The sequence below is a fragment of the Streptomyces sp. NPDC047081 genome (assembly GCF_040643775.1).
In the GTDB taxonomy this organism is placed as follows: domain Bacteria; phylum Actinomycetota; class Actinomycetes; order Streptomycetales; family Streptomycetaceae; genus Streptomyces.
The window spans coordinates 128,617-152,612 of the sequence record NZ_JBEYUY010000006.1; the positions used below are offsets into that span (position 1 = coordinate 128,617).

The window sequence follows — 23,996 nt, forward strand, 5'->3', positions numbered from 1 at the left end:
TTACGCACCCGCCCCGGCACGCGCACGGAGAAGAGCCGCGGGGGCGACGTCCTCGAGGGGCAGACCACGGCGGGCCGCGATCTCCTCGGGACGCTGCAGACCCTTCAGGGCCTCCACGGTCGCGTGCACGATGTTGATGGCGTTGTCGGAGCCGAGCGACTTCGACAGCACGTCGTGGATACCGGCGCACTCGAGCACGGCACGCACCGGGCCACCGGCGATAACGCCGGTACCGGGGGACGCGGGCTTGAGCAGAACGACGCCGGCAGCCTTCTCACCCTGGATGGGGTGCGGGATGGTGCCCTGGATACGGGGGACCTTGAAGAAGTGCTTCTTGGCCTCCTCAACACCCTTGGCGATGGCGGCCGGCACCTCCTTGGCCTTGCCGTAACCGACACCCACGGTGCCGTCACCGTCGCCCACCACGACCAGCGCGGTGAAGCTGAAGCGACGACCACCCTTCACAACCTTGGCGACACGGTTGATCGCGACGACACGCTCAACGTAAGCGGTCTTCTCGGCGGCGGCTGCGCCACCGTCACGACCCTTACGGTCCCGCCGCTCGCCGCCACCGGCACCGCCACCGCGGCGCTGGGGTCCAGCCATTGGATTACCTCTCTCTTTCCGCTAGCTACGAGCGGCTCAGAACTTGAGCCCGGCTTCGCGGGCGGCGTCCGCCAGGGCGGCGATGCGCCCGGCGTACTGGTTGCCACCACGGTCGAACACGACGGCCTCGACACCGGCGGCCTTGGCGCGCTCGGCGACCAGGGCACCGACCTGCTTGGCCTGGGCCGACTTGTCGCCCTCGCCACCGCGGATCGAGGTGTCCAGGGTGGACGCCGACGCAAGGGTGTGACCCTTGAGGTCGTCGATCACCTGGGCCACGATGTGGCGGTTCGAGCGGGTAACGACCAGACGCGGACGCTCCGCCGTACCGTTGATCCGCTTGCGGATCCGGATGTGACGGCGCTTGATCGCGGCGCGCTTGTAGGCGTCGCCCTTCAGGATCTTCTGTCCGTATGCCATGGCTTACTTACCCGCCTTTCCGACCTTGCGGCGGATGACTTCGCCCTCGTACTTGACGCCCTTGGCCTTGTACGGGTCGGGCTTGCGCAGCTTGCGGATGTTGGCCGCGACCTCGCCGACCTTCTGCTTGTCGATGCCCTCGACCGAGAACCGCGTCGGGTTCTCGACCTTGAAGGAGATTCCCTCGGGCGCCTCGACGGTGATCGGGTGGCTGTAGCCGAGCGCGAACTCGAGGTTCGAACCCTTGGCCGTCACGCGGTAACCGACACCGCTGATCTCGAGCTTCTTCACGTAACCCTGGGTCACGCCGGTGATCATGTTCGCCACCAGCGTGCGGGACAGGCCGTGCAGGGCCTTGCTCTGACGCTCGTCGTTGGGGCGGGTGACGTTCAGGACGCCGTCCTCACCCTTGGCGATCTCGATCGGCGCCGCGACGGTGTGGGTCAGCGTGCCCTTGGGGCCCTTGACCGAGACCGTCTGGCCGTCGATGGTGACGTCCACGCCGGCGGGAACCGTGATGGGGAGCTTGCCAATACGCGACATAGCTGTTTCCTCCGTTCCCTTCCGCTACCAGACGTAGGCGAGGACTTCCCCACCCACGCCCTTCTTGCCGGCCTGCTTGTCGGTCAGGAGACCGTGCGACGTGGAGATGATCGCCACGCCGAGGCCACCGAGGACCTTGGGCAGGTTGGTGGACTTCGCGTACACCCGGAGACCGGGCTTGGAGATCCGCTTGATGCCCGCGATGGAGCGCTCACGGTTGGGGCCGAACTTCAGCTCCAGGACGAGGTTCTTGCCGACCTCGGCGTCCTCGACCTTCCAGCCCGTGATGAAACCCTCCTGCTGGAGGATCTCCGCGATGTGAGACTTGATCTTGGAAGCGGGCATCGTCACGGAGTCGTGGTATGCCGAGTTCGCGTTCCGCAGACGCGTAAGCATGTCTGCGATCGGATCAGTCATGGTCATGAATTGGCCTTCGGCCTCTCTCGCCGGGGTTTCCTGGTGCGCCATCCCTCTCCCCGATCCGAGACGGGACGGGTGCGGCGCGGTGGACCTACGGCGTAGTAAGTCGTACGGGCAATCGTCAGACGCCCAACCCTCCAAGCCTAAGCCATGGAAGGGTGGGCGCCTGACACGCCCATTGCTTACCGAGAGCCCTTGGAATCCCTAAATAGGGGGATTACCAGGAGCTCTTGGTCACGCCCGGCAGCTCGCCACGGTGAGCCATCTCACGAAGGCACACGCGGCACAGGCCGAACTTGCGGTACACGGAGTGCGGACGGCCGCAGCGCTGGCAGCGGGTGTACGCACGCACACCGAACTTGGGCTTGCGAGCAGCCTTGGCAATCAGAGCCTTCTTCGCCATCTCGCTCACGCCTCCTTGAAGGGGAAGCCGAGGTGACGAAGGAGCGCGCGGCCCTCAGCGTCGTTGGTCGCCGTGGTCACCACGGTGATGTCCATGCCCCGGGTACGGTCGATCTTGTCCTGGTCGATCTCGTGGAACATGACCTGCTCGGTGAGACCGAAGGTGTAGTTGCCACGGCCGTCGAACTGCTTGGGGGACAGACCACGGAAGTCGCGGATGCGCGGGAGCGCGAGCGACAGGGTGCGGTCCAGGAACTCCCACATGCGGTCGCCACGGAGCGTGACGTGGGCACCGATCGGCTGGCCCTCACGCAGCTTGAACTGCGCGATGGACTTGCGGGCCTTGGTGACGGCCGGCTTCTGACCGGTGATCGTGGTGAGGTCGCGGATGGCGCCCTCGATCAGCTTGGAGTCGCGGGCGGCGTCGCCCACACCCATGTTGACCACGATCTTGACGAGGCCGGGGATCTGCATGACGTTCTCGTAGGAGAACTCCTCACGCAGCTTGCCCGCGATCTCCTCGCGGTACTTCGTCTTGAGACGCGGAGTCGTGGTGGTAGCCATCAGATGTCCTCACCCGTCCGCTTGGCAACGCGGATCTTGTTGCCCTCGTCGTCGAAGCGGTAACCGACACGCGTGACGACCTTGTTGCCGTCCTTCTCAACGACCAGCTGGACGTTGGAGACGTGGATCGGCGCCTCGGTCGTGACGATGCCGCCGGCCTGCGAACCGCGAGCGGTCGGACCGGCCTTGGTGTGCTTCTTGACCCGGTTGACACCCTCGACCAGGACGCGGTCCTCGCGGGGGAAGGCCGCGATGACCTTGCCCTGCTTGCCCTTGTCCTTACCGGTGATGACCTGGACCAGGTCGCCCTTCTTGATCTTCATGCTTACAGCACCTCCGGAGCCAGCGAGATGATCTTCATGAACTTCTTCTCGCGCAGCTCACGCCCGACCGGGCCGAAGATGCGGGTGCCGCGAGGGTCGCCGTCGTTCTTCAGAATGACGGCGGCGTTCTCGTCGAAGCGGATGTACGAGCCGTCCGGACGGCGGCGCTCCTTGACGGTGCGAACGATGACCGCCTTGACGACGTCACCCTTCTTCACGTTGCCACCGGGGATCGCGTCCTTGACGGTGGCGACGATGACGTCACCGATGCCCGCGTAGCGGCGACCGGAGCCACCGAGCACACGGATGCAAAGGATCTCCTTCGCACCAGTGTTGTCGGCGACACGCAGTCGCGACTCCTGCTGGATCACGTCTATCTCCTGTTTGTCTGCCGGTTCCCCGGGGGCCGTTCAGGAACGGCCCCCGGAGCCTGGCGGAACTGTCCTGCGGGATGATCCCCGCAGGAAATTACTTGGCCTTCTCGAGGATCTCGACGACGCGCCAGCGCTTCGTGGCGGACAGCGGGCGGGTCTCCGCGAGGAGGACCCGGTCGCCGACGCCGGCAGCGTTCTGCTCGTCGTGAGCCTTGAGCTTGTTCGTACGGCGGATGACCTTGCCGTACAGCGCGTGCTTGACGCGGTCCTCGACGGCGACGACGACGGTCTTGTCCATCTTGTCGCTGACGACGAGACCCTCGCGGGTCTTGCGGAAGCCGCGGGCCTCTGCAGTCTGCTCAGTCACGTTGCTCTCACTCATCAGGCGCTCTCCACCGTCTCGATGCCCAGCTCGCGCTCACGCATCAGGGTGTAGATCCGCGCGATGTCCTTACGGACGGCCTTCAGCCGACCGTGGTTCTCGAGCTGACCGGTCGCCGCCTGGAAGCGGAGGTTGAACAGCTCTTCCTTGGCCTCGCGGAGCTTCGCCAGAAGCTCCTCGTTGCCCAGCTCGCGCAGCTCGGACGCCTTGGTACCGGCCGACATCACGCTTCACCTGCCTCGCGCTTGACGATCCGGCACTTCATCGGCAGCTTGTGGGCTGCGCGAGTCAGGGCCTCACGGGCGATCTTCTCGTTCGGGTAGGACAGCTCGAACATGACCCGGCCCGGGTGCACGTTCGCGATCCACCACTCCGGCGAACCCTTACCGGAACCCATGCGGGTCTCGGCGGGCTTCTTCGTGAGCGGGCGGTCCGGGTAGATGTTGATCCAGACCTTGCCACCACGCTTGATGTGGCGGGTCATCGCGATACGAGCGGCCTCGATCTGACGGTTGGTCACGTACGCCGGCGTGAGGGCCTGGATGCCGTACTCGCCGAACGCCACGGTCGTACCGCCCTTGGCCTCACCACGACGCTTCGGGTGGTGCTGCTTGCGGTGCTTGACCCTACGGGGGATCAGCATGTCGGTCAGGCCTCCGTTCCGGTGCTCTCAGCCGGAGCGGACGCGGGAGCCTCGGCCTTGGGGGCCTCGGAACCGGCAGCCTGCTGCGGCTTGCGACCGCGCCGCTCGCCACCGCGGCCACCACGGGCCGGGCGGTCGGCACCACCACGGGCCGGGCGGTTACCCGCACGGGCCGCAGCGTTCTCGGCGCGGACCTCGGCGATGTTCTTGACATCGCCCTTGTAGATCCAGACCTTCACACCGATGCGGCCGAAGGTCGTCTTGGCCTCGAAGAAGCCGTAGTCCACGTTCGCGCGGAGCGTGTGCAGGGGCACACGGCCCTCGCGGTAGAACTCCGAGCGGGACATCTCGGCGCCGCCGAGGCGGCCACCGCACTGGATCTTGATGCCCTTGGCGCCGGCCTTCATGGCGGACTGCATGCTCTTGCGCATGGCCCGACGGAAGGAGACGCGGGAGGAGAGCTGCTCGGCGACGGCCTGGGCAACCAGCTGAGCGTCGGTCTCGGGGTTCTTGACCTCGAGGATGTTCAGCTGGACCTGCTTGCCCGTGAGCTTCTCGAGGTCACCGCGGATGCGGTCGGCCTCGGCGCCACGGCGGCCGATGACGATGCCCGGACGAGCGGTGTGGATGTCCACACGCACGCGGTCACGGGTGCGCTCGATCTCCACCTTCGAGATGCCGGCGCGCTCCATGCCGGACGTCATCATCCGACGGATGGCGACGTCTTCCTTGACGTAGTCCTTGTACAGCTTGTCGGCGTACCACCGGGACTTGAAGTCCGTGGTGACACCGAGCCGGAACCCATGCGGGTTAACCTTCTGGCCCATTACCGGGTTCCTTCCTTGCTGCTGACGACCACGGTGATGTGGCTGGTCCGCTTGCGGATCCGGTAGGCACGGCCCTGGGCACGCGGACGGAACCGCTTCAGGGTCGGGCCCTCGTCGACGTACGCCTCGGAGATGAAGAGGCTGTCGGCGTCGGTGTGGTCGTAGTTGTGCGCGGCGTTGGCGATGGCGCTGTCGAGCACCTTGCCGACGGGCACGGAGGCTGCCTGCGGAGCGAATCGCAGAACAGCCTGAGCCTCCGTGGCGTCCATGCCACGGATAAGGTCCACCACGCGGCGGGCCTTCATGGGCGTAACGCGGATGTACCGCGCCTGGGCCCTGGCTTCCATGGTTGTCCCTCTCAGTTACTTACGTGTCTGAATGCGATCCGCTGTTAGCGGCGCTTCGACTTCCGGTCGTCCTTGACGTGACCCCGGAAGGTGCGCGTCGGCGAGAACTCGCCGAGCTTGTGGCCGACCATCGACTCGGTGACGAACACCGGGATGTGGGTCTTGCCGTTGTGCACCGCGATCGTGTGGCCGAGCATGGCCGGGACGATCATGGAGCGACGGGACCAGGTCTTGATGACGTTCTTGGAACCGGCTTCGTTCTGAGCATCCACCTTCTTGGCGAGGTGCTCGTCGACGAAGGGCCCCTTCTTGAGACTGCGCGGCATCTAAACCCGCTCCTAGCGCTTCTTGTTCGTCTTGCGGCGGCGGACGATGTACTTGTTCGACGCCTTCTTGGGCGAACGAGTACGACCCTCCTTCTGACCCCAGGGGCTGACCGGGTGGCGACCACCGGAGGTCTTGCCCTCACCACCACCGTGCGGGTGGTCAACCGGGTTCATCGCCACACCGCGAACGGTCGGGCGGACGCCCAGCCAGCGCTTGCGGCCGGCCTTGCCCCAGTTGATGTTGCTCTGCTCGGCGTTGCCGACCTCGCCGACCGTGGCGCGGCAGCGCTGGTCGACCAGACGGATCTCACCGGACGGCATACGAAGGTGGGCCATCGTGCCCTCCTTCGCGAGCAGCTGCACGGAGGCACCGGCGGAGCGGGCGAACTTGGCGCCGCCGCCCGGACGAAGCTCCACGGAGTGGATCGTCGTACCGACCGGGATGTTGCGCAGCGCCAGGTTGTTGCCGGGCTTGATGTCGGCCGCGGGGCCGTTCTCGATCCGGTCGCCCTGGGTCAGGCCCTTCGGCGCCAGGATGTAGCGCTTCTCGCCGTCCGCGTAGTGGAGCAGCGCGATGCGCGCGGTGCGGTTGGGGTCGTACTCGATGTGCGCGACCTTCGCCGGCACGCCGTCCTTGTCGTGACGACGGAAGTCGATCACTCGGTAGGCGCGCTTGTGTCCGCCACCCTGGTGGCGAACGGTCACACGACCGGCGTTGTTACGGCCGCCCTTGCTGTGCAGGGGGCGGACCAGCGACTTCTCCGGCGTGGACCGCGTGACCTCGACGAAGTCGGCGACGCTGGAACCACGACGGCCCGGCGTAGTCGGCTTGTACTTGCGGATTCCCATTTCTCAGTCCTCGTCCGATATCGGACGATCCGACCCGCTTACGCGGTCGGACCGCCGAAGATGTCGATACGGTCGCCCTCGGCGAGGGTCACGATCGCGCGCTTGGTGGCCGCACGCTGGCCGAAGCCGGTGCGGGTCCGCTTGCGCTTGCCGATGCGGTTGATCGTGTTGACCCCGGTGACCTTGACCGAGAAGACCGCCTGGACGGCCTGCTTGATCTGGGTCTTGTTGGCGTTCGGGTCGACGATGAACGTGTACTTGTTCTCGTCCAGGAGCGCGTAGCTCTTCTCCGACACGACCGGCTTCAGCAGCACGTCACGGGGGTCCGTGTACGACTTGCTGAGCGGCGTCTCGACGGTGTTCTTGCCCTCGGCGGCGTGGCGGCGCGCCTTGGCGACACGCGCGGCCTTGGCGGCCTTGGCCGCCTTCGAGGCAATGGCGGGGTGACGGATGGCCATCAGACCTCAGTCCCTTCGGTGTCGTTGGCCTTCGGGCCGGCGACGAAGGACTCGAGAGCGGCCTGGGTGAAGACCACGTCGTCCGAGACGATCACGTCGTACGTGTTCAGCTGGCCCGGCTCCAGGATGTGGACCTGGGGCAGGTTGCGGGCGGACAGCCACGCGGCCTCGTCGGCGCGGTCGACGACCAGGAGCAGGTTCTTGCGCTCCGAGATCTTGCCGAACAGCGTGCGAGCGGCCTTGGTGCTGGGGGTCTCGCCCTCGACCACGCCGGTGACGACGTGGATGCGGTTGTGGCGGGCCCGGTCGGTGAGGGCGTGGCGCAGGGCCGCGGCCTTCATCTTCTTCGGGGTCCGCTGCGAGTAGTCGCGCGGCACGGGACCGTGCACGACGCCACCACCGGCGAACTGCGGCGCGCGGGTCGAGCCCTGACGGGCGCGGCCGGTGCCCTTCTGGCGGTACGGCTTCTTGCCGCCACCACGGACCTCGCCACGGGTCTTCGTCTTGTGCGTGCCCTGGCGGGCAGCGGCGTTCTGCGCGACGACGACCTGGTGGATCAGCGGGATGCTGATCTTCTCCACGCCGAAGATCTCCGCGGGGAGCTCGACGCTACCGGTCTTCTCGCCGGCAGGCGAAAGGATGTCAACAGTGCTCATCGGTACCTCAGGCCCCCTTGGCCGCGGTGCGGACCAGGACGAGGCCGCCGTTCGGACCGGGAACCGCGCCCTTGATGAGCAGCAGACCCTTCTCCGCGTCAACGGCGTGGACGGTCAGGTTCTGGGTGGTGACACGCTCGTTGCCCATGCGACCCGCCATGCGGAGGCCCTTGAACACACGGCCCGGGGTGGCGCAGCCACCGATGGAACCGGGAGAGCGGTGCTTGCGCTGGGTGCCGTGACCGGCGCCGAGGCCACCGAAGTTGTGGCGCTTCATGACACCGGCGAAGCCCTTGCCCTTGCTCTTGCCGGTGACGTCGACCTTCACGCCGGCCTCGAAGACCTCGGCGGTGATTTCCTGACCGAGCGTGTACTCGGCGGCATCGGCCGTCCGGATCTCGACGAGGTGTCGACGGGGGGTGACGTCGGCCTTGGCGAAGTGGCCCTTGAGGGGCTTGTTCACCTTGCGCGGGTCGATCTCGCCGAAGGCGATCTGGACCGACTCGTAGCCGTCGCTGTCGTTCGTACGCACCTGGGTGACGACGTTCGGGCCGGCCTTGACGACGGTGACCGGAACAACACGGTTGTTCTCGTCCCACACCTGCGTCATGCCGAGCTTCTCGCCCAGGATGCCCTTGATCTGCTTAGCCATTCTCAGATCACCGGCCCTCAGAGCTTGATCTCGATGTCGACACCGGCCGGGAGGTCGAGTCGCATCAGAGAGTCAACGGTCTTGGGCGTCGGGTCGAGGATGTCGATCAGGCGCTTGTGGGTGCGCATCTCGAAGTGCTCGCGCGAGTCCTTGTACTTGTGCGGCGACTTGATGACGCAGTACACGTTCTTCTCAGTGGGCAGCGGCACCGGGCCCGCGACCGACGCACCAGTACGGGTCACCGTCTCGACGATCTTCTTCGCCGAGGAGTCGATGACCTCGTGGTCGTAGGCCTTGAGCCGGATGCGGATCTTCTGTCCCGCCATGGCTACTCAGTAGTCCTTTGTCTGTTCACGCTCTGGAACCCGGTCCTCCGTGCGCTCCACCTCCGACCCACGCGGTCGGGCGTGTCGCGCTTTCACTGACACAGATGTCCCTTGTTCGAACATCCCTTGTCTGAGAAAGAGATTCACCGGGTGCCTGGCCAGTGCCGCACCGCACTTCCCGGAAGATTCCCGTACGTCCGTCCCAGTGCTGCCCGAGGGCAGTTAGGACGACGAGTACTGTGGGACTCGCTTCCGGTCCTCCCGGCGGGAGGCGCGCAGCATCAACACTCGACCGAGCAACTCCGACAGTCTGCCATATGGGGCAGGGGCCTGGCCAATCGAGCCGGAGAGAATACCCCGGGCGTGACGCAGGTCAAACACAGGTCCCCTTCATCCTGGTGCGCGACCTCAAGGGTGCCGATCGCCAGGACTTCGCCGACGGCAGCATCACACGCCGCGGCTACCCCATGGGCGCATTCCGCAGCCGCGCGAACGACGTGTCCAGCCCCCGCTTCAGCATCCCCGCCACCGGCCGCTCCACGAACCGGTGCACCAGCCAGCTCAGCAGCATGAAGCCGGCGATCACCGAGACGACCAGCAGGCGGGCGTCCATCGTGTCCTTCAGACGGTTGATGACCGTCGTACCGGCGACGTAGTGCGTCAGATAGAGCGGATACGTCAGCGCGCCCGCTGTCACCAGCCACTTCCAGCGGACGCGGTCCGTCGCGCCGAGTGCGATCGCCACCATGGCCAGGAGGAAGACGGTGAAGATGGCGAAGCTTCCCCGCCAGCCGGAGACGTGCTCCACCTCGTCGATCCTGATGCCCAGTTCCCGCTGACCCATCAGCCAGCACAGCGCGAGGATCCCCCACAGCAGCAGGTCCTGGCCGAACCGGTGCATCAAGTACAACGCAAGACCCGCGATGAAGAACCACGCGCCGTCCGGGTTCGCGGCCAGCGTGAGCAGGTGGAACTTCGCCACCGGCGCCAGCATCGCCGCCGCGCCCCACACGCAGCAGAAGACCACGACCTTGCGGTACGTCAGGCCGGTGGCGACGACGACCAGGAACAGCAGGTAGAAGCGGAGTTCCGACCACAGCGTCCAGTACACGCCGTCGACGCTGTCCACGTGCGAACCGGACTGCAGCATCGTGAGGTTGAGCAGGATGTCCCGCAGCTTCAGGCGGTGCCAGACGCCGGGCAGGGCGACGATCACGGCCGTGGTGAAGACTATGCCGAACCAGTACGCGGGATAGAGGCGGATCACCCGGGAGACGAAGAACTGGCGTGGGCTGCGGCCCCAGCAGGACATGCAGATCACGAAGCCGCTGATCACGAAGAAGATCTCGACGCCGATCCAGCCGTACGAGGCGAAGCGGAACACCGTCGGCATGATGTCGGACGCGGGTCTGTCCCAGACCGCGTTGCCCGGCTGGTTCACCCGCCAGGTGCCGGCGTAGTGGTGCACGGCGACCATCAGCGCGGCGAGGAGCCGGATGCCGTCGATGGCGTACAGGCGCGGGCGCTCGCGGCGGAGCGGGGCCGCGGGACGGTGTAACTGCACCCTCCGCAGTTGCTGCGTCGGCTGGTCCACCATCACGGACATCGCTGACCATCCCCTGTCTGCCGCCTGCTCCGACCCACCCAAGCTAGGCCGTCACAACCGCCCCACAGAGGCCAGACAGGAACATACGGGGCGCGGGCCTCCCGGAGTTGGTACAACTCTCCACGACACGACCCGCAGGGTTTGCCGAGACTTCACCGAACGGCCGTCGTCCCGCCGACGGGCAGCACAAGCGAAAGGGCCCGTACGACCGAAGTCGTACGGGCCCTTCCAGAGGCCTAGCGGCTCAGAGTCACTTGTTGATCTTGGTGACCTGGCCGGCGCCGACCGTCCGGCCACCCTCACGGATGGCGAACTTCAGGCCCTCTTCCATGGCGATGGGCTGGATGAGCTCGACCTTCATCTCAGTGTTGTCGCCCGGCATGACCATCTCGGTGCCCTCGGGGAGGGTCACGACGCCGGTCACGTCCGTGGTACGGAAGTAGAACTGCGGACGGTAGTTGTTGAAGAACGGCGTGTGGCGGCCACCCTCGTCCTTGGACAGGATGTAGGCCTGCGCCTCGAACTCGGTGTGCGGGGTGACCGAGCCCGGCTTGATGATGACCTGGCCGCGCTCGACGTCCTCGCGCTTGATGCCGCGGAGCAGCAGACCGACGTTCTCACCGGCCTGGCCCTCGTCGAGCAGCTTGCGGAACATCTCGATGCCGGTGACCGTGGTGGTGGTCTTCTCGGTCTTGATGCCGATGATGTCGACGGTCTCGTTGACCTTCAGGACACCACGCTCGATACGGCCGGTGACGACCGTACCGCGACCGGTGATCGTGAAGACGTCCTCGATCGGCATCAGGAACGGCTTGTCGACGTCGCGCTCCGGCTCCGGGATGGCGGAGTCGACGGCGGCCATCAGGTCCAGGACCGACTGGCCCCACTCCTTGTCGCCCTCGAGCGCCTTGAGCGCGGAGACCTTGACGACCGGAACGTCGTCGCCCGGGAACTCGTACTCGGAGAGCAGCTCACGGACCTCGAGCTCGACGAGCTCCAGGATCTCCTCGTCGTCCACCATGTCGGCCTTGTTCAGGGCGACGACGATGTACGGAACGCCGACCTGGCGGGCCAGGAGCACGTGCTCCTTGGTCTGCGGCATCGGGCCGTCGGTGGCGGCGACAACGAGGATGGCGCCGTCCATCTGCGCCGCACCCGTGATCATGTTCTTGATGTAGTCCGCGTGACCGGGGCAGTCGACGTGGGCGTAGTGACGGGTCTCCGTCTGGTACTCGACGTGCGCGATGGAGATGGTGATACCGCGCTGGCGCTCTTCGGGAGCCTTGTCGATCTGGTCGAACGCCGAGGCCTCGTTCAGGTCCGGGAACGCGTCGTGCAGCACCTTGGTAATGGCGGCCGTGAGGGTCGTCTTACCGTGGTCGATGTGACCGATGGTGCCGATGTTGACGTGCGGCTTAGTCCGCTCGAACTTCGCCTTCGCCACTGGGGTCCTCCTGTGGAGTGGTTCTGTACGCCTTACTTCATCGGCGCCAGGTGATCTTTGCTGTCAAATCCCGGGCCCCGGGTCATTCCGCCATGTATACGGAGGAACGACCCGTGAGGCTCCGGGGTCAAGCCTAAAGCGTGTGAACGCGGTGCGTTGAACGCAGGTGCGTTACTCGCCCTTGGCCTTCGCGATGATCTCCTCGGCGACGTTCCGCGGAACCTCGGCGTAGGAGTCGAACTGCATGGAGTAGCTGGCCCGGCCGGACGTCTTGCTGCGCAGGTCGCCGACGTAACCGAACATCTCCGAGAGGGGCACGAGGCCCTTCACGACGCGGGCACCGGCCCGCTCCTCCATGGCCTGGATCTGGCCACGGCGGGAGTTGATGTCGCCGATGACCTCGCCCATGTAGTCCTCGGGCGTGGTGACCTCGACGGCCATCATGGGCTCGAGCAGCACGGGGCTGGCCTTGCGCGCGGCCTCCTTGAAGGCCTGCGAACCGGCGATCTTGAAGGCGAGCTCGGAGGAGTCGACCTCGTGGTAGCCACCGTCGATGAGCGTGACGCGGACGCCCGTCATCTCGTAGCCCGCGAGGATGCCGAACTGCATGGCCTCCTGCGCACCGGCGTCGACCGAAGGGATGTACTCCTTCGGGATACGGCCACCGGTCACCTTGTTCACGAACTCGTACGAGGCGTCGCCGCCCTCGATGGGCTCGATCGCGATCTGCACCTTGGCGAACTGACCGGTACCACCGGTCTGCTTCTTGTGGGTGTAGTCCACGCGCTCGACGGCCTTGCGGATCGTCTCGCGGTACGCGACCTGCGGCTTGCCGACGTTGGCCTCGACCTTGAACTCACGGCGCATACGGTCGACCAGCACCTCGAGGTGCAGCTCGCCCATGCCACCGATGATGGTCTGGCCGGTCTCCTCGTCCGAGTGGACCTGGAAGGAGGGGTCCTCCTCCGCGAGACGCTGGATGGCGACACCCAGCTTCTCCTGGTCGCCCTTGGACTTCGGCTCGATGGCGACCTGGATGACCGGCGCCGGGAAGTCCATGGACTCCAGGATCACCGGGGCCTTGTCGTCGCACAGCGTCTCACCGGTCGTGGTCTGCTTCAGACCCATGACGGCGATGATGTCGCCGGCGCCCACCGCGTCGATCTCCTCACGCTTGTTCGCGTGCATGCGGTAGATCTTGCCGATGCGCTCCTTCTTGCCCTTGACGGAGTTCAGCACGGCGGTGCCGGACTCCAGGCGGCCCGAGTAGACCCGGACGAAGGTGAGCTTGCCGAGGTGCGGGTCGCTCATGATCTTGAACGCCAGCGCGGACAGCGGCTCGTCGTCGGACGGCTTGCGCTTGACGACCTCCTCCGGGTCGTTCACGGCGTGGCCCTCGATGGCCTCGACGTCGAGCGGGGAGGGGAGGTAGCGCACGACCGCGTCGAGCAGGGGCTGGACGCCCTTGTTCTTGAACGCGGTACCGCAGAACACCGGGGTGACCGTGGTGTCCTTGGACTTGCCGGACGCGATGGTGATGCGACGGATCGCGGCGTACAGCTGCTCCACGGAAGGCTCCTCGCCCTCCAGGTACAGCTCCATGATCTCTTCGTCGTTCTCGGCCACGGCCTCCAGAAGCTTGCCGCGGTACTCCTCGGCAGCCTCCGTGTGGGTGTCCGGGATGTCGACGGTGTCGTACATCTCGCCCTTGGTGGCCTCGGCGGACCAGACCAGGGCCTTCATCGTCACGAGGTCGACGACGCCCTTGAAGTCGGCCTCGGCACCGATCGGGAGCTGCATGACGATCGGCTGAGCGCCCAGACGGTCCGAGATCATGTCCACGCAGCGGTGGAACTCGGCGCCGGTCCGGTCGAGCTTGTTGACGAAGCAGATGCGCGGCACGCCGTAGCGGTCCGCCTGACGCCAAACCGTCTCGGACTGGGGCTCCACGCCGGCGACACCGTCGAACACCGTCACGGCGCCGTCGAGGACGCGGAGCGAACGCTCCACCTCCACGGTGAAGTCGACGTGACCCGGGGTGTCGATGATGTTGATCGTGTGGTCGACGTCCTCGAGCGGCCAGTGACAGGTGGTGGCAGCAGAGGTGATCGTGATGCCACGCTCCTGCTCCTGCTCCATCCAGTCCATGGTGGCAGCACCGTCGTGGACCTCACCGATCTTGTACGACACACCGGTGTAGAACAGGATCCGCTCGGTGGTGGTCGTCTTGCCCGCGTCGATGTGGGCCATGATCCCGATGTTGCGGACCTTGGCCAGGTCAAGCGAAGTGGTAGCCATAAGGCTTCAGTCTTCTCTCGGTCTCGATGTGGACTGCGACTACCAGCGGTAGTGCGCGAAGGCCTTGTTGGACTCGGCCATCTTGTGCGTGTCCTCGCGCTTCTTGACGGCCGCACCGAGGCCGTTCGAAGCGTCGAGAAGCTCGTTGAGCAGACGCTCGGTCATGGTCTTCTCGCGACGGGCGCGGGAGTAACCGACCAGCCAGCGCAGCGCCAGGGTGTTGGCACGGCCGGGCTTGACCTCGACCGGGACCTGGTAGGTGGCGCCACCGACACGGCGGGACTTGACCTCGAGGGTCGGCTTGATGTTCTCGAGAGCGCGCTTGAGCGTGATGACCGGGTCGTTGCCGGTCTTCTCGCGCAGGCCCTCCATGGCGCCGTAGACGATGCGCTCGGCGGTGGAGCGCTTGCCGTTCAGCAGCACCTTGTTGATGAGCGACGTGACCAGAGGAGAACCGTAGACCGGGTCGATGATGACCGGGCGCTTCGGGGCGGGGCCCTTACGAGGCATTCTTACTTCTCCTTCTTGGCGCCGTAGCGGGAACGGGCCTGCTTGCGGTTCTTGACACCCTGGGTGTCGAGGGAGCCACGGATGATCTTGTAGCGAACACCCGGCAGGTCCTTCACACGGCCGCCGCGCACGAGCACGATGGAGTGCTCCTGCAGGTTGTGTCCCTCACCCGGAATGTAAGCGGTGACCTCGATCCCGCTGGTCAGACGCACACGCGCGACCTTACGCAGGGCCGAGTTCGGCTTCTTCGGGGTGGTCGTGAACACACGCGTGCAGACGCCACGACGCTGAGGGGAACCCTCGAGTGCGGGCGTCTTGTTCTTCTCGACCTTGTCCTGCCGGCCCTTGCGGACCAGCTGCTGGATCGTAGGCACTACTTCTCCGGTTTCTGTGTGCCGATGGGTACAGCTAACCTGGAACTTCGCCGACCCACGCGGTCGGGTGTGTCGAATCCGGCGGACTCCCGCCGCGAGGCGAAAAGAGCACAGATTACGGTGGCCGCTCACAGCTCGCGATGCGGTTGAAGGCACGCACGAGAGCCAGGGCACACCCCAGGCACAAGGTCTGAGCGTACCTACCTCAAACGCTACGGTCAAAACAAATGGACCTCGCCCGCATCACCATGCGGCCCATGTCAAGACCCCATGCCGGACCCGATCTTCGATTCACCGCCGGACGATCATGTTCTACGGCGGTGTACGCAGGTCAGCGCTAGGACGACGCCAGGCCCGCCGCGATCAGGATGGTGATGATCAGCAACCAGCCCGCGACCGACAGCCAGCCCAGCACCAGGCCGGTCATGGCGAGGCCCTCGCCGCGCTCGCCGGTCCGCTGTATCTCGCTGCGGGCGGAGTGGCCGAGGATCACCGCGGGCAGCCCGGTCAGCCCGACGGTCGGGAAGGTGAGCAGCCCACAGATCATGGCTCCGACGGCCTTGCCGTTGGTGTGCGGCAGCGTCGGCAGGAAGGTCGCGGGCACGGCCGGCGGAGGCGGCTGGTTGACCGGTACGGGGCCCTGCGGCAGGTCGGCGACGAGCAGCGCCAGCTCCCCCACGGTACGGGCGCCGTAGGCCCGCGCCACCCGCTTCTCGAACTCGGGGTGCTCCAGCCGTCCCTCCCCGTACCCCGCTCTGAGCACGTCGACGGCCCGCTCGCGGTCGGCGTGCGAGGCCAGCATCGACGGGGCGCTCTGCCCCTGCCACGGCTGCGGAACACCCTGTCCCGTCTGCCACGGCTGCCAAGGCGTCGGATTCGACACGGAGCACCTCCCCGAACCCCCCGAGTTACTCCATGATGCGCCGAACCGGTGTTTCGGGCACAGAGGGCGTAGGGGACACACCACCGGGAGAGGCCGCCGCCACCCGCCGTAGATCATTTCGCGTCGTTGGCCGATTCGCGCTCTTTCGGATCCGGCGGGATCGCGCTTTCAGTACGTTGATCCGCCCGCTGCGAGGGCAGCGCGGGGAATCGGGGGACGAACGTGACGAGGACGGCGGTGCAACCGACGGACGACGGGGGCCTGGACGACCGGGTGCCCTTTCTGGCGCGACTGGAGAGCGGGGACCGCTCGGCGCTGCTGGCGCTCGGCCACCAGCTGGGCTTCACGGCCCGCATGGTCCTCATCCATCAGCACGAGCCCTCCTCCCACGTGCTCTTCCTGGTGACCGGCTGGACCAAGGTCACGGCCGCCGCGGCCAACGGCTACGAGGCGCTGCTCGCGCTGCGCGGGCCCGGCGACATCGTCGGGGAGTCGGCCGCGCTCACCGGGCGGCCGCGGTCGGCGACGGTGACCGCGCTGGAGCCGGTACGGGCCGTGGCCGTGGAGCACGAGCGCTTCCGGGACTTCCTGAGCCGCTCCCCCGCCGTGTCCCTGGCCCTGCTCGGGCTGACCGCGGACCGGACCCGGGCGGCCGACCGGCGCCGCCTGGAGTTCGCGTCGATGAGCGTGCGGGAGCGCTTCGCCGTCCTGCTGCTGGACCTGGCCCGCACCCACGGCCGCCGTACCGAGGAGGGCATCGAACTCGCCGTACCCCTGAGCAAGCAGGAGCTCGCGGGCTCGGTGGGCGCGTCGCGGGAGATGGTGCAGCGGCTGCTCAGGGAGCTGCGGGACAAGGAGGCGGTCGTCACGGGCCGCCGTGCGCTGCTGATCCGGCGGCCGGACGTACTGCGCCGGATCGCGGCGGCCGGGCCGGCCTCCGGGATCCCCTCGCCGCAGGGGCCGCGCGAGGAGTGACCTCGGCCGGCTCATGAGCCCTTCTGTGCACACGGTCACAGAAGGAGTGCGTCATCCGCCCTCACCACCCGGGTCACCCGCGCGCCACGCTGCTGCCCTGCACCGCGACCCCCCTCGGAGAGGCGACCATGACCGACCCCGTGAGCCGCACGATCCTGTTGCTGGACATCGAGAGGTACAGCGACCGGGACGACGTGGAACAGGCGTATCTGCGGCGCATGCTCTACGACATCACCGACCGCGCCCTGGAGGCCGCCGGCATCGACGAGACGCTGCGGCTGCGGGCCGACCGCGGGGACTCGGTGATGGAGCTCATCGACGCAGGCGCCCCGGTCACGGCGCTGCTGCGCAGCCTGCTCAACGAGGTGCCGGCGCAGCTGCGGACGGTCAACCGGATGGCGTCCAGCTCCGCGCAGATCCGGCTGCGCGGTGTCGTAGCCACCGGCTGGGTCGCGGTGGACGGGCTGGACGGCTGGGTCGGCTCCGACCTCAACCACGCCTGCCGGCTGCTGGACGCCGGGGTGCTGCGGGACGCCCTGCGCGAGCGCCGCGACGACTTCGCGCTGTGCGTCTCGGACGCCCTGTACGCCGGGGTCGTGCGGCACGACCACACCGGGATCCCGAAGGCGGAGTTCCACCCGGTGACGGTGGACAGCAAGAACGGCCCGCTGAAGGCCTGGCTGCACGGCCCGGTGCCGGGCGGTGCGACGGGCTCGGCGGGCTCGGCGGAGGACCACGGTGACACGGGGGCGGGGGAGGCGTCGGGCGGTTCGGGGGACCGCCCGACGCCGCGGGTCCCCGAGCAGGGCGGCCCGGCGTCGGACCGGGGAGCCCCGGCGCCGGGCCCGGCCTTCGACGGCCCGGTCACCATCGGCGGCGGCACGGTGAGCGGCGACCAGAACAACGTCACCGGCAACCGGATCGGCGGCGACTTCATCATCGGCAGGCGGGGTGAGGGCTCATGAGCACGCCCGAGCAGCAGCCGCCCGCGGGCGGCGGCCCCACGCCGGGCGGGCCGCCGGCCGACGACCCGAAGGGCAAGGACGCCAAGGACCCGAAGGACCCCGAGAACGCCAAGGACGCGGCCCGAAGAGAGGGCCCGGAGGACGAGCCCGAGGAGCGCGACCAGCCGCAGAACGCCTGGTCGGCCCGGCGGGACCTGGTCGACCACAGCCCGCGCAGCATGCGCGTCGGCGCCCGGGCCCGCTTCGGCGGCGGCACGGTCGGCGGCGACCAGAACAACGTCACCGGCAACCAGGTCGACGGCGACGTGATCATGGGCACCAAGACGGTGTACCAGTTCTCCATACCCGGGTTCTCCGGCTCGGCGTCCGCGTCCGGCGAGGTCCCCGCGGCCACCCTGGAGCGGCTGGCCGGGCACTTCGTCGCCGACGAGACGCTCGTCGCGGGGCTGCTGGACCGGCTGCGCCGCGACCATGTGCTGATCCTGTCCGGCGCCCGCTTCACCGGCCGGCGCACGGCCGCGCTGATGCTGCTGCACCGCCTCGGCCTCGCCACCGTCCGCACCCTGGACCGCGACACCGGCCCGAGCGCCCTCGCCGACCAGCTCGGCGCGCAGGAGGACGGCTCGCGCGGATACGTTCTGTGCGACCTGTCCACCCGCCGCGACCGCCCGTTGCGCGAACCCCACCTGCTCGCCGCCCGCGACCGGCTCGGCGAGCACGGGTACCTGATCGTCACCGTCGACGACACCGCCGTTCTGGAGGACGTGCCGTTCACCGCGGTCTGGCGGCCGCCGGCCGCCGCCGATGTGCTGGCGGCGCAGCTGCGCACCCGCACCGACGCCGCGACCGCCGACAAGCTGCTGGAACTCCCGGACGTGGCCGAGTTCCTGGCCGGCAGTCACCAGTTGCGGGAGGTCGTCGGGTTCGCCTCGGTGCTCGCCCGGCACGCGGCCGGGGAGCTGGGCGCGGACGCCGTCGCGCAGTTCTCGCTCGGCTCGGTGGAGAGCCAGGTGCGGGAGTGGTTCGAGGAGGACGAGGCCTCGGTCCATCTGCGGGACAAGGCGTTCCTGGTCGCCCTCGCCGCCTTCGACGGCGGCCCGTACGCGCTCACCGCCGAGGTCAGCGACCTGCTCTACCGCCTGCTCCAGCAGACCTGGAACCGGTCCCAGGAACCCGAGGTCCCCGTCTTCGGCACGCACATCGGCAAGCGCCTGCAGCTCGCCCGCGCGGAGAAGTACGAGGAGGAGGAGAACACCGAGTGGGGTCCGGTGCCCCAGCAGAAGGCGAGATTCGTCGACGAGCGGGTCTCGTACGTCCTGCTGCGCGAGGTGTGGACCGGCCATCCCTCGGCCCGGCCCGCGCTGATCGGCTGGCTGCGCCGGCTCGCCGACGACGGCCGTCCGCTGGTGCGCACCCGCGCCGCGTCCACCGTCGCGGTCCTCGCCCGCACCGACCTGCCCTCCGCGATGGCGCTGGTCATCGAGCCGTGGGGCACCGCGAAGCCGTTCCGGCAGCGGCTCGTCGCCGTCAACGCGCTCACCCTCGCCCACCTCATCGACACGCCCCACGTCCCGCGCATCCTCGACGGCTGGTGCGAGGGCGACGACCCGCGGCTGCGCTGGGTGGCCGTACGGGCGTACGGGCTGATCGGACCGGAGCGCCCGGAGCAGGCGCTGGCCGCGCTGCGCGGCGCCGTGCGCAGGCTGTACGAGGACGAGCCCGACGACCTCGACGGCGAGATGGCCCGCGAACTCGCCGAGGCCGTCGAGCTGTTGCTGCTCTCCCCGGCCAGCGACCGGGTCCTGGCCGAGCTGCGCGAGCACCTCGACGACGACCGCGCGGTGCACGACCTTGCCCTCGGCGGCTTCGTGAACGCCTGCCGCCGCACCGAGGACGACGAGCGGTACGGCACCCCGCTGGTCCTCGGCTGGTACGCCCGCTCCGCACAGGAGAACGGCGAGCCCGCGCACGGTATCCCGCTGCTGTGGCGGGCCGCGCTCGCCGACCCGCGGGCCACCCGGCACGCCCTTGAGGTACTGCGCGCGTGGGTGCTGATCGCCGACCGGTCCACGGCCACCGAGTGGGCGCTGGCGGCCCTGCTGCCCCGGCTCGTCACCTCGCCCGCCGAGTACGAGCGGCTGAGCCATCTGCTGCGGACCATGCCCGGCGAGGACGGCGATCCGCCGCCCCGGGTGGCCGCCCGCCTGCACGCGGTCCTCCCCCGCCACTGACCTGTCACACCCCGAGGAGAGACGCACCATGCCCGCTTTCAACCGCCCGCCCGAGTGGCAGCAGCAGGCGGACCGGCACACCGAACTGGTCGACCCGGTGCTCACCGTGCGCCAGTTGGGCCGCTTCGACTTCAACCTGAAGTCACTGGTCCGCATCGACCACGCCCTGGTCTTCGCCACGCCGAAGGGGGGTTACGACGCCTATCTGCCGCCCCGGCGGCCGACGCGCAGCGAGATCGCGGCGAAGCGGTACACGGCCGTGTACGAGGTGGACATGGGCGTGCACCCGTTCACCGCCGAGCTCACGCTGCCCAGCGACAACGACGCGTTCGAGTTCACGGCCGCGGTCGAGCTGTCCTGGCAGGTGCTGGACCCGGCCCGGTTCGTGGCGAGCGGGCACCGGGACGTGCCGGCGCTGGTGCTGGGCGAGCTGCAGCAGGCGGCGCGGCCGGTGTCGCGGCGCTTCGGGATCGCCGACAGCGCGGACGCCGAGCGCGAACTGCTCCAGGCGGTCACGGTGTTGGGGCCGCTCGGGGCGCCCGTGGGTCTGCAGGTCAGCTGGACGCTCCGGCTCCGCCGCGACCAGGAGAACATCGACCACCAGCGCCGGCTCCAGGCCATCGACCACTCCGCCGCCGAGCAGATCCGGGCGGCCGAGCGGGGCATGGAGATCGACGTCGAGGTGGACCGCCGGGACCGGCAGCAGGACCGGCTGCAGATCGAGCGGGCCGCGTCGTACGGGCATCAGCAGCAGGAGCTGATCCTCCAGCAGCAGCGCTGGCAGCACGAGCAGGCGATGCTCGCGAGCGGGCAGCAGCACGAGCTCGCGCTGCAACAGGGCCATCAGATGCTGGAGTTGCAGCGCATCGAGGCCGAGAAGATCAACTTCTACCAGTGGCACCTGTCCCAGGGCGGCGTGCAGGCCTGGGCCCTGCACCTCGCCCAGCACCCGGAGGACTCCCGGCTGGTCATGCAGAGCATGCGCGAGGACCAACTCCGCATGATCCAGGCCCAGATGGACCTGGTGGGCCAGCTCCTCAGCGGCGACCAGGCGGAGAACTACGAGCTGGAGGGCCCCAAGCAGCTCGCCCTGCGCACGGTCAGCGACATCCTCAACCAACGCCTCCCGGGAGTGGCCCAGACCCCACCCCTGCTCCCACCTCAGGCAGACGGCCCCGGCTACCCGGGCCCGGGGGACGACCAGCCGGCGCCCGGGGCACCGACGCCGCCGCCTCACGGCATGCCGGGAACACCGTCGCCGTCTCAGCCCATGCCGGGAACCCAGTCACCGCCTTGGCAGCCCGCGGCGGGAACGCAGTCCCCGCCGTGGCAGCCCGCGCCGCAGACGCCGCCACAGATCTTCGCGGCGCCGGCACAGCCGCAGCCCCCGCACCCTGCCGCTCCGGGACCTCGGACACCCGCCGACTCGGCACCCCAGCCTCCCGGCCCGTACGCCGACCCCGCGGCCACGCAGTACCCGCAGCAGCCCCCGGCCCCCACCCCGCCGGCCGGCACCCCGTCCTGGCAGCCGCCCGCGCCCTACACTCCCCCGCCCAACCCGTACGCCCCACCGCCCCCGGCCTCCGGCCCGTACCCCGGCGTCCCCGCCCCGGCCCCGGCCGCGCCCCAGCCCCCGGCCTGGCAGCCCCCGCCCGGCTACGGCAGCTCCCCGACCCTGCCCGCGCAGCCCCCGGCACCCGTGGAAGCCCCGGACAGCGCCGCGAAGGACCAGGCGGCCGACCCGGCCCCCGAGGACAACTCCCCGGAGCCGAGCGGCACATGACGACCACGGACGCGGCGCCCACGCCGACTCCAGCACCCGTACCCACTCTTGAGCGCCAGCGCCTCTGTGAACGTCTGCTCGCCGACCAGCGGAGCGAGATCGCGCGGGCCGACAGCAAGGCGTCCGTGCTGGTCGCGGCGCTCGGGATGACGGCCGGGGTGTTCAGCGCGCTACTCGCCGGACGGAACTGGACCCCGGCGGCCCTCTCCACGGCCGGCACCACGCTCTGGTGGTCCGGCGCCCTCGCCCTCACCACCTCCCTCTTCGCCCTGCTGCTGGCCGTACTCCCCCGCTACCGCTCCGGAGCGTGGGTCCCGGGCCGCCCGCTCACGTACTTCGGCGACATCCAACAGGCCGCCCGCGATGGCCACTTGGAGTCCGCGCTCACCGAGACGGCGCACGACCCCGTCGCCGCGCTCACCACCGCCCTGACCGAGTCGAGCCGCATCGCCGCCCGCAAGCACCAGTGGATCCGCACCGGCCTGATCGCGTTCTGCGCCGGCACGGTCCTGCTTCCCGCGTCCCTGCTGATCGGCTGAGCCGCCGCACCAGCGTCCCCGACCCGAGCAACCACAAGGAACGCCATGACCCAGCAACCACCGGAGTACCCCCAGTACCCGACCCAGTCGCCCCAGCCGCCGGTACCACCGCAGTACCCGCAGCCGCCTCAGCAGTCCGTACCACCGCAGTACCCCCAGGCACCGCAGTATCCCGCTCAGGCAACCCCGCAGTACCCGCACACGCCCCCGCTCCAGCAGGCCGCCCAGCCCCCGCAGTACCCGCAGACACCACCGCCCGCGCCTCCGGAGCCCACCGCCCACCCGCACCACATCAGCACCGATCACACCGGCCGGGTCCACATCCGCAGTGACCAGCGCCGTACCGACGTCACCGCCGTCGGCAGCCTGCTGCTCCACCTGCCGAACTTCCTGTGCAGCCTGTTCGTGGTCGGCCTGATCTCACTTCTCTTCGGCGGCTTCGGCATCCTCGTGATCCTCGCCTGGCTCGCCAGCGGCGCACTCGTCTTCCACCGCCCCACAGAAAGCGCCATCGCGCGCCGTTTGCTCCGTCTGCGCTACCCCACTCCACAAGAACGAGCCAAACTCGAACCGGTCTGGCGCGAGGTCACGGCCCGCGCCGGCATAGAAGGACGTAACTACGAACTGTGGGTGGAGGACAGCGACGGCCTGAACGCGGTCGCCGCGGCCGGCCACATCGTCGGCGTCACCCGCTTCGCCATGAACGAGCTGCCCAACGGCGAACTCGCCGCCGTCATGGCGCACGAGCTGGGCCACCACGTCGGCGGCCACGCCTGGGCCGGCCTCCTCGGCTACTGGTACGCGCTGCCCGGCCGTATCGCCTGGCGCGTCCTGAAGGCGTTCTCCAGCGTCGTCTTCCAGGTGTCCAAGGCCTTCGGCTGCATCGGTGTCGGCGTCGTCGTGGTGGTCATCGGCAGCATCACCCTGGCGACGATCAGTTCCCTGTACGGCCTTCCGCTGCTGGTCCTGGCCGTGCCGTACGCGCTCGCCGCCGTCGGCCGCCGCTCCGAGCTGCGGGCCGACGAGCACGCGGCCGCGCTGGGCTTCGCCCCGATGCTGGCCGCCGTACTGGACAAGCTGCATCAGCAGGAGCAGCAGGCCGAAGCCGCGCTCACCGCGGCGAACGGGGGCGTGAAGCTGGAGGAGAGCGCGCTCAGCAAGCTGCTGTCCTCCCACCCCGACTACCACACCCGCCTGCACCACCTGCAGCCGTACCTCCAGCAGCCGCCGCGCTGACGGGCAGTACCCGCGCACGCCGAAGGGCGGTCAC

At 68.6% G+C, this 23,996-nt stretch carries 31 protein-coding genes; 6 read left to right on the plus strand and 25 right to left on the minus strand.

Annotated features, from left to right (window positions below):
• From rpsE to ABZ848_RS13570, 25 genes are all read right to left on the minus strand, one after another.
• Complete coding sequence (gene rpsE / locus ABZ848_RS13450) at positions 1 to 606, minus strand: 30S ribosomal protein S5 (protein WP_009190144.1); 606 nt, start codon at positions 604 to 606, stop codon at positions 1 to 3.
• A 36-nt stretch (positions 607 to 642) separates the two neighbouring features.
• Entirely contained in the window at positions 643 to 1,026 is a 384-nt protein-coding gene (rplR, locus tag ABZ848_RS13455) for a 50S ribosomal protein L18 (RefSeq protein ID WP_071364959.1), read from the minus strand.
• Between the two features lie 3 nt (positions 1,027 to 1,029).
• Entirely contained in the window at positions 1,030 to 1,569 is a 540-nt protein-coding gene (gene rplF, locus ABZ848_RS13460; RefSeq protein WP_360830146.1) for a 50S ribosomal protein L6, read from the minus strand.
• Between the two features lie 24 nt (positions 1,570 to 1,593).
• A complete protein-coding gene (gene rpsH / locus ABZ848_RS13465) occupies positions 1,594 to 1,992 on the minus strand; it encodes a 30S ribosomal protein S8 (RefSeq protein ID WP_007384075.1) in 399 nt (132 codons plus the stop codon).
• A gap of 214 nt (positions 1,993 to 2,206) precedes the next feature.
• Positions 2,207 to 2,392: a type Z 30S ribosomal protein S14 gene (locus tag ABZ848_RS13470; protein WP_003956452.1), complete on the minus strand. Its 186-nt coding sequence runs from the start codon at positions 2,390 to 2,392 to the stop codon at positions 2,207 to 2,209.
• Between the two features lie 5 nt (positions 2,393 to 2,397).
• Positions 2,398 to 2,955 carry a 50S ribosomal protein L5 gene (gene rplE / locus ABZ848_RS13475; RefSeq protein WP_003974255.1) on the minus strand — a complete coding sequence of 186 codons (558 nt, stop codon included), beginning with the start codon at positions 2,953 to 2,955 and terminating at the stop codon, positions 2,398 to 2,400.
• Positions 2,955 to 3,278 carry a 50S ribosomal protein L24 gene (rplX, locus tag ABZ848_RS13480; protein ID WP_003992365.1) on the minus strand — a complete coding sequence of 108 codons (324 nt, stop codon included), beginning with the start codon at positions 3,276 to 3,278 and terminating at the stop codon, positions 2,955 to 2,957. The genes rplE and rplX overlap by 1 nt, the downstream gene beginning before the upstream one ends.
• Before the next feature lie 2 nt (positions 3,279 to 3,280).
• Positions 3,281 to 3,649, minus strand: a complete 369-nt coding sequence (rplN, locus tag ABZ848_RS13485; RefSeq protein ID WP_003998823.1) for a 50S ribosomal protein L14 — start codon at positions 3,647 to 3,649, stop codon at positions 3,281 to 3,283.
• Positions 3,650 to 3,746: 97 nt separating this feature from the next.
• Complete coding sequence (gene rpsQ / locus ABZ848_RS13490) at positions 3,747 to 4,034, minus strand: 30S ribosomal protein S17 (protein WP_007384073.1); 288 nt, start codon at positions 4,032 to 4,034, stop codon at positions 3,747 to 3,749.
• Entirely contained in the window at positions 4,034 to 4,258 is a 225-nt protein-coding gene (gene rpmC, locus ABZ848_RS13495; RefSeq protein WP_003974259.1) for a 50S ribosomal protein L29, read from the minus strand. The genes rpsQ and rpmC overlap by 1 nt, the downstream gene beginning before the upstream one ends.
• On the minus strand, positions 4,258 to 4,677 hold the full coding sequence (gene rplP / locus ABZ848_RS13500; RefSeq protein WP_030788270.1) for a 50S ribosomal protein L16: 420 nt from the start codon (positions 4,675 to 4,677) through the stop codon (positions 4,258 to 4,260). The genes rpmC and rplP overlap by 1 nt, the downstream gene beginning before the upstream one ends.
• 5 nt (positions 4,678 to 4,682) lie before the next feature.
• Complete coding sequence (rpsC, locus tag ABZ848_RS13505) at positions 4,683 to 5,504, minus strand: 30S ribosomal protein S3 (RefSeq protein WP_031477835.1); 822 nt, start codon at positions 5,502 to 5,504, stop codon at positions 4,683 to 4,685.
• The gene (gene rplV / locus ABZ848_RS13510; RefSeq protein ID WP_003974262.1) at positions 5,504 to 5,851 is read right to left on the minus strand and encodes a 50S ribosomal protein L22; all 348 of its coding nucleotides are present in this window, start codon (positions 5,849 to 5,851) and stop codon (positions 5,504 to 5,506) included. The genes rpsC and rplV overlap by 1 nt, the downstream gene beginning before the upstream one ends.
• A 44-nt stretch (positions 5,852 to 5,895) precedes the next feature.
• Positions 5,896 to 6,177 carry a 30S ribosomal protein S19 gene (rpsS, locus tag ABZ848_RS13515; protein WP_030930516.1) on the minus strand — a complete coding sequence of 94 codons (282 nt, stop codon included), beginning with the start codon at positions 6,175 to 6,177 and terminating at the stop codon, positions 5,896 to 5,898.
• A gap of 12 nt (positions 6,178 to 6,189) precedes the next feature.
• Positions 6,190 to 7,026 carry a 50S ribosomal protein L2 gene (rplB, locus tag ABZ848_RS13520; protein ID WP_360830156.1) on the minus strand — a complete coding sequence of 279 codons (837 nt, stop codon included), beginning with the start codon at positions 7,024 to 7,026 and terminating at the stop codon, positions 6,190 to 6,192.
• Positions 7,027 to 7,064: 38 nt separating this feature from the next.
• Positions 7,065 to 7,484: a 50S ribosomal protein L23 gene (gene rplW / locus ABZ848_RS13525; protein WP_242772513.1), complete on the minus strand. Its 420-nt coding sequence runs from the start codon at positions 7,482 to 7,484 to the stop codon at positions 7,065 to 7,067.
• Positions 7,484 to 8,140, minus strand: a complete 657-nt coding sequence (gene rplD / locus ABZ848_RS13530) for a 50S ribosomal protein L4 (protein ID WP_242772515.1) — start codon at positions 8,138 to 8,140, stop codon at positions 7,484 to 7,486. The genes rplW and rplD overlap by 1 nt, the downstream gene beginning before the upstream one ends.
• 7 nt (positions 8,141 to 8,147) lie before the next feature.
• A complete protein-coding gene (gene rplC / locus ABZ848_RS13535; protein ID WP_242772518.1) occupies positions 8,148 to 8,792 on the minus strand; it encodes a 50S ribosomal protein L3 in 645 nt (214 codons plus the stop codon).
• A 17-nt stretch (positions 8,793 to 8,809) separates the two neighbouring features.
• On the minus strand, positions 8,810 to 9,118 hold the full coding sequence (rpsJ, locus tag ABZ848_RS13540) for a 30S ribosomal protein S10 (RefSeq protein WP_003948644.1): 309 nt from the start codon (positions 9,116 to 9,118) through the stop codon (positions 8,810 to 8,812).
• A gap of 460 nt (positions 9,119 to 9,578) precedes the next feature.
• Positions 9,579 to 10,724, minus strand: a complete 1,146-nt coding sequence (locus ABZ848_RS13545; protein WP_360830160.1) for an acyltransferase — start codon at positions 10,722 to 10,724, stop codon at positions 9,579 to 9,581.
• Between the two features lie 250 nt (positions 10,725 to 10,974).
• The gene (gene tuf, locus ABZ848_RS13550) at positions 10,975 to 12,168 is read right to left on the minus strand and encodes an elongation factor Tu (RefSeq protein WP_360830163.1); all 1,194 of its coding nucleotides are present in this window, start codon (positions 12,166 to 12,168) and stop codon (positions 10,975 to 10,977) included.
• 171 nt (positions 12,169 to 12,339) lie between these two features.
• Positions 12,340 to 14,466: an elongation factor G gene (gene fusA, locus ABZ848_RS13555; RefSeq protein ID WP_360830166.1), complete on the minus strand. Its 2,127-nt coding sequence runs from the start codon at positions 14,464 to 14,466 to the stop codon at positions 12,340 to 12,342.
• 39 nt (positions 14,467 to 14,505) lie between these two features.
• Positions 14,506 to 14,976 (minus strand): 30S ribosomal protein S7, encoded by a 471-nt coding sequence (gene rpsG / locus ABZ848_RS13560; protein WP_003998848.1) that lies wholly within the window; start codon positions 14,974 to 14,976, stop codon positions 14,506 to 14,508.
• 2 nt (positions 14,977 to 14,978) lie between these two features.
• A complete protein-coding gene (gene rpsL, locus ABZ848_RS13565) occupies positions 14,979 to 15,350 on the minus strand; it encodes a 30S ribosomal protein S12 (RefSeq protein WP_003948652.1) in 372 nt (123 codons plus the stop codon).
• Between the two features lie 337 nt (positions 15,351 to 15,687).
• On the minus strand, positions 15,688 to 16,233 hold the full coding sequence (locus tag ABZ848_RS13570) for a DUF1707 and DUF4190 domain-containing protein (protein WP_360830169.1): 546 nt from the start codon (positions 16,231 to 16,233) through the stop codon (positions 15,688 to 15,690).
• Between the two features lie 237 nt (positions 16,234 to 16,470).
• Between ABZ848_RS13570 and ABZ848_RS13575 the strand changes: the two genes are divergently transcribed.
• The 6 genes from ABZ848_RS13575 (at position 16,471) to ABZ848_RS13600 (ending at position 23,962) form a co-directional block, all read left to right on the plus strand.
• The gene (locus tag ABZ848_RS13575) at positions 16,471 to 17,208 is read left to right on the plus strand and encodes a Crp/Fnr family transcriptional regulator (protein ID WP_360830172.1); all 738 of its coding nucleotides are present in this window, start codon (positions 16,471 to 16,473) and stop codon (positions 17,206 to 17,208) included.
• Positions 17,209 to 17,336: 128 nt separating this feature from the next.
• Complete coding sequence (locus tag ABZ848_RS13580) at positions 17,337 to 18,173, plus strand: hypothetical protein (RefSeq protein WP_360830175.1); 837 nt, start codon at positions 17,337 to 17,339, stop codon at positions 18,171 to 18,173.
• Positions 18,170 to 20,404 carry a hypothetical protein gene (locus ABZ848_RS13585; protein WP_360830178.1) on the plus strand — a complete coding sequence of 745 codons (2,235 nt, stop codon included), beginning with the start codon at positions 18,170 to 18,172 and terminating at the stop codon, positions 20,402 to 20,404. The genes ABZ848_RS13580 and ABZ848_RS13585 overlap by 4 nt, the downstream gene beginning before the upstream one ends.
• Before the next feature lie 28 nt (positions 20,405 to 20,432).
• Entirely contained in the window at positions 20,433 to 22,187 is a 1,755-nt protein-coding gene (locus tag ABZ848_RS13590; RefSeq protein WP_360830181.1) for a hypothetical protein, read from the plus strand.
• Entirely contained in the window at positions 22,184 to 22,726 is a 543-nt protein-coding gene (locus ABZ848_RS13595; protein WP_360830184.1) for a Pycsar system effector family protein, read from the plus strand. Before ABZ848_RS13590 ends, ABZ848_RS13595 begins: the two co-directional genes overlap by 4 nt.
• Positions 22,727 to 22,771: 45 nt before the next feature.
• Positions 22,772 to 23,962: a M48 family metalloprotease gene (locus tag ABZ848_RS13600; protein ID WP_360830187.1), complete on the plus strand. Its 1,191-nt coding sequence runs from the start codon at positions 22,772 to 22,774 to the stop codon at positions 23,960 to 23,962.
• Positions 23,963 to 23,996 lie beyond the last annotated feature (34 nt).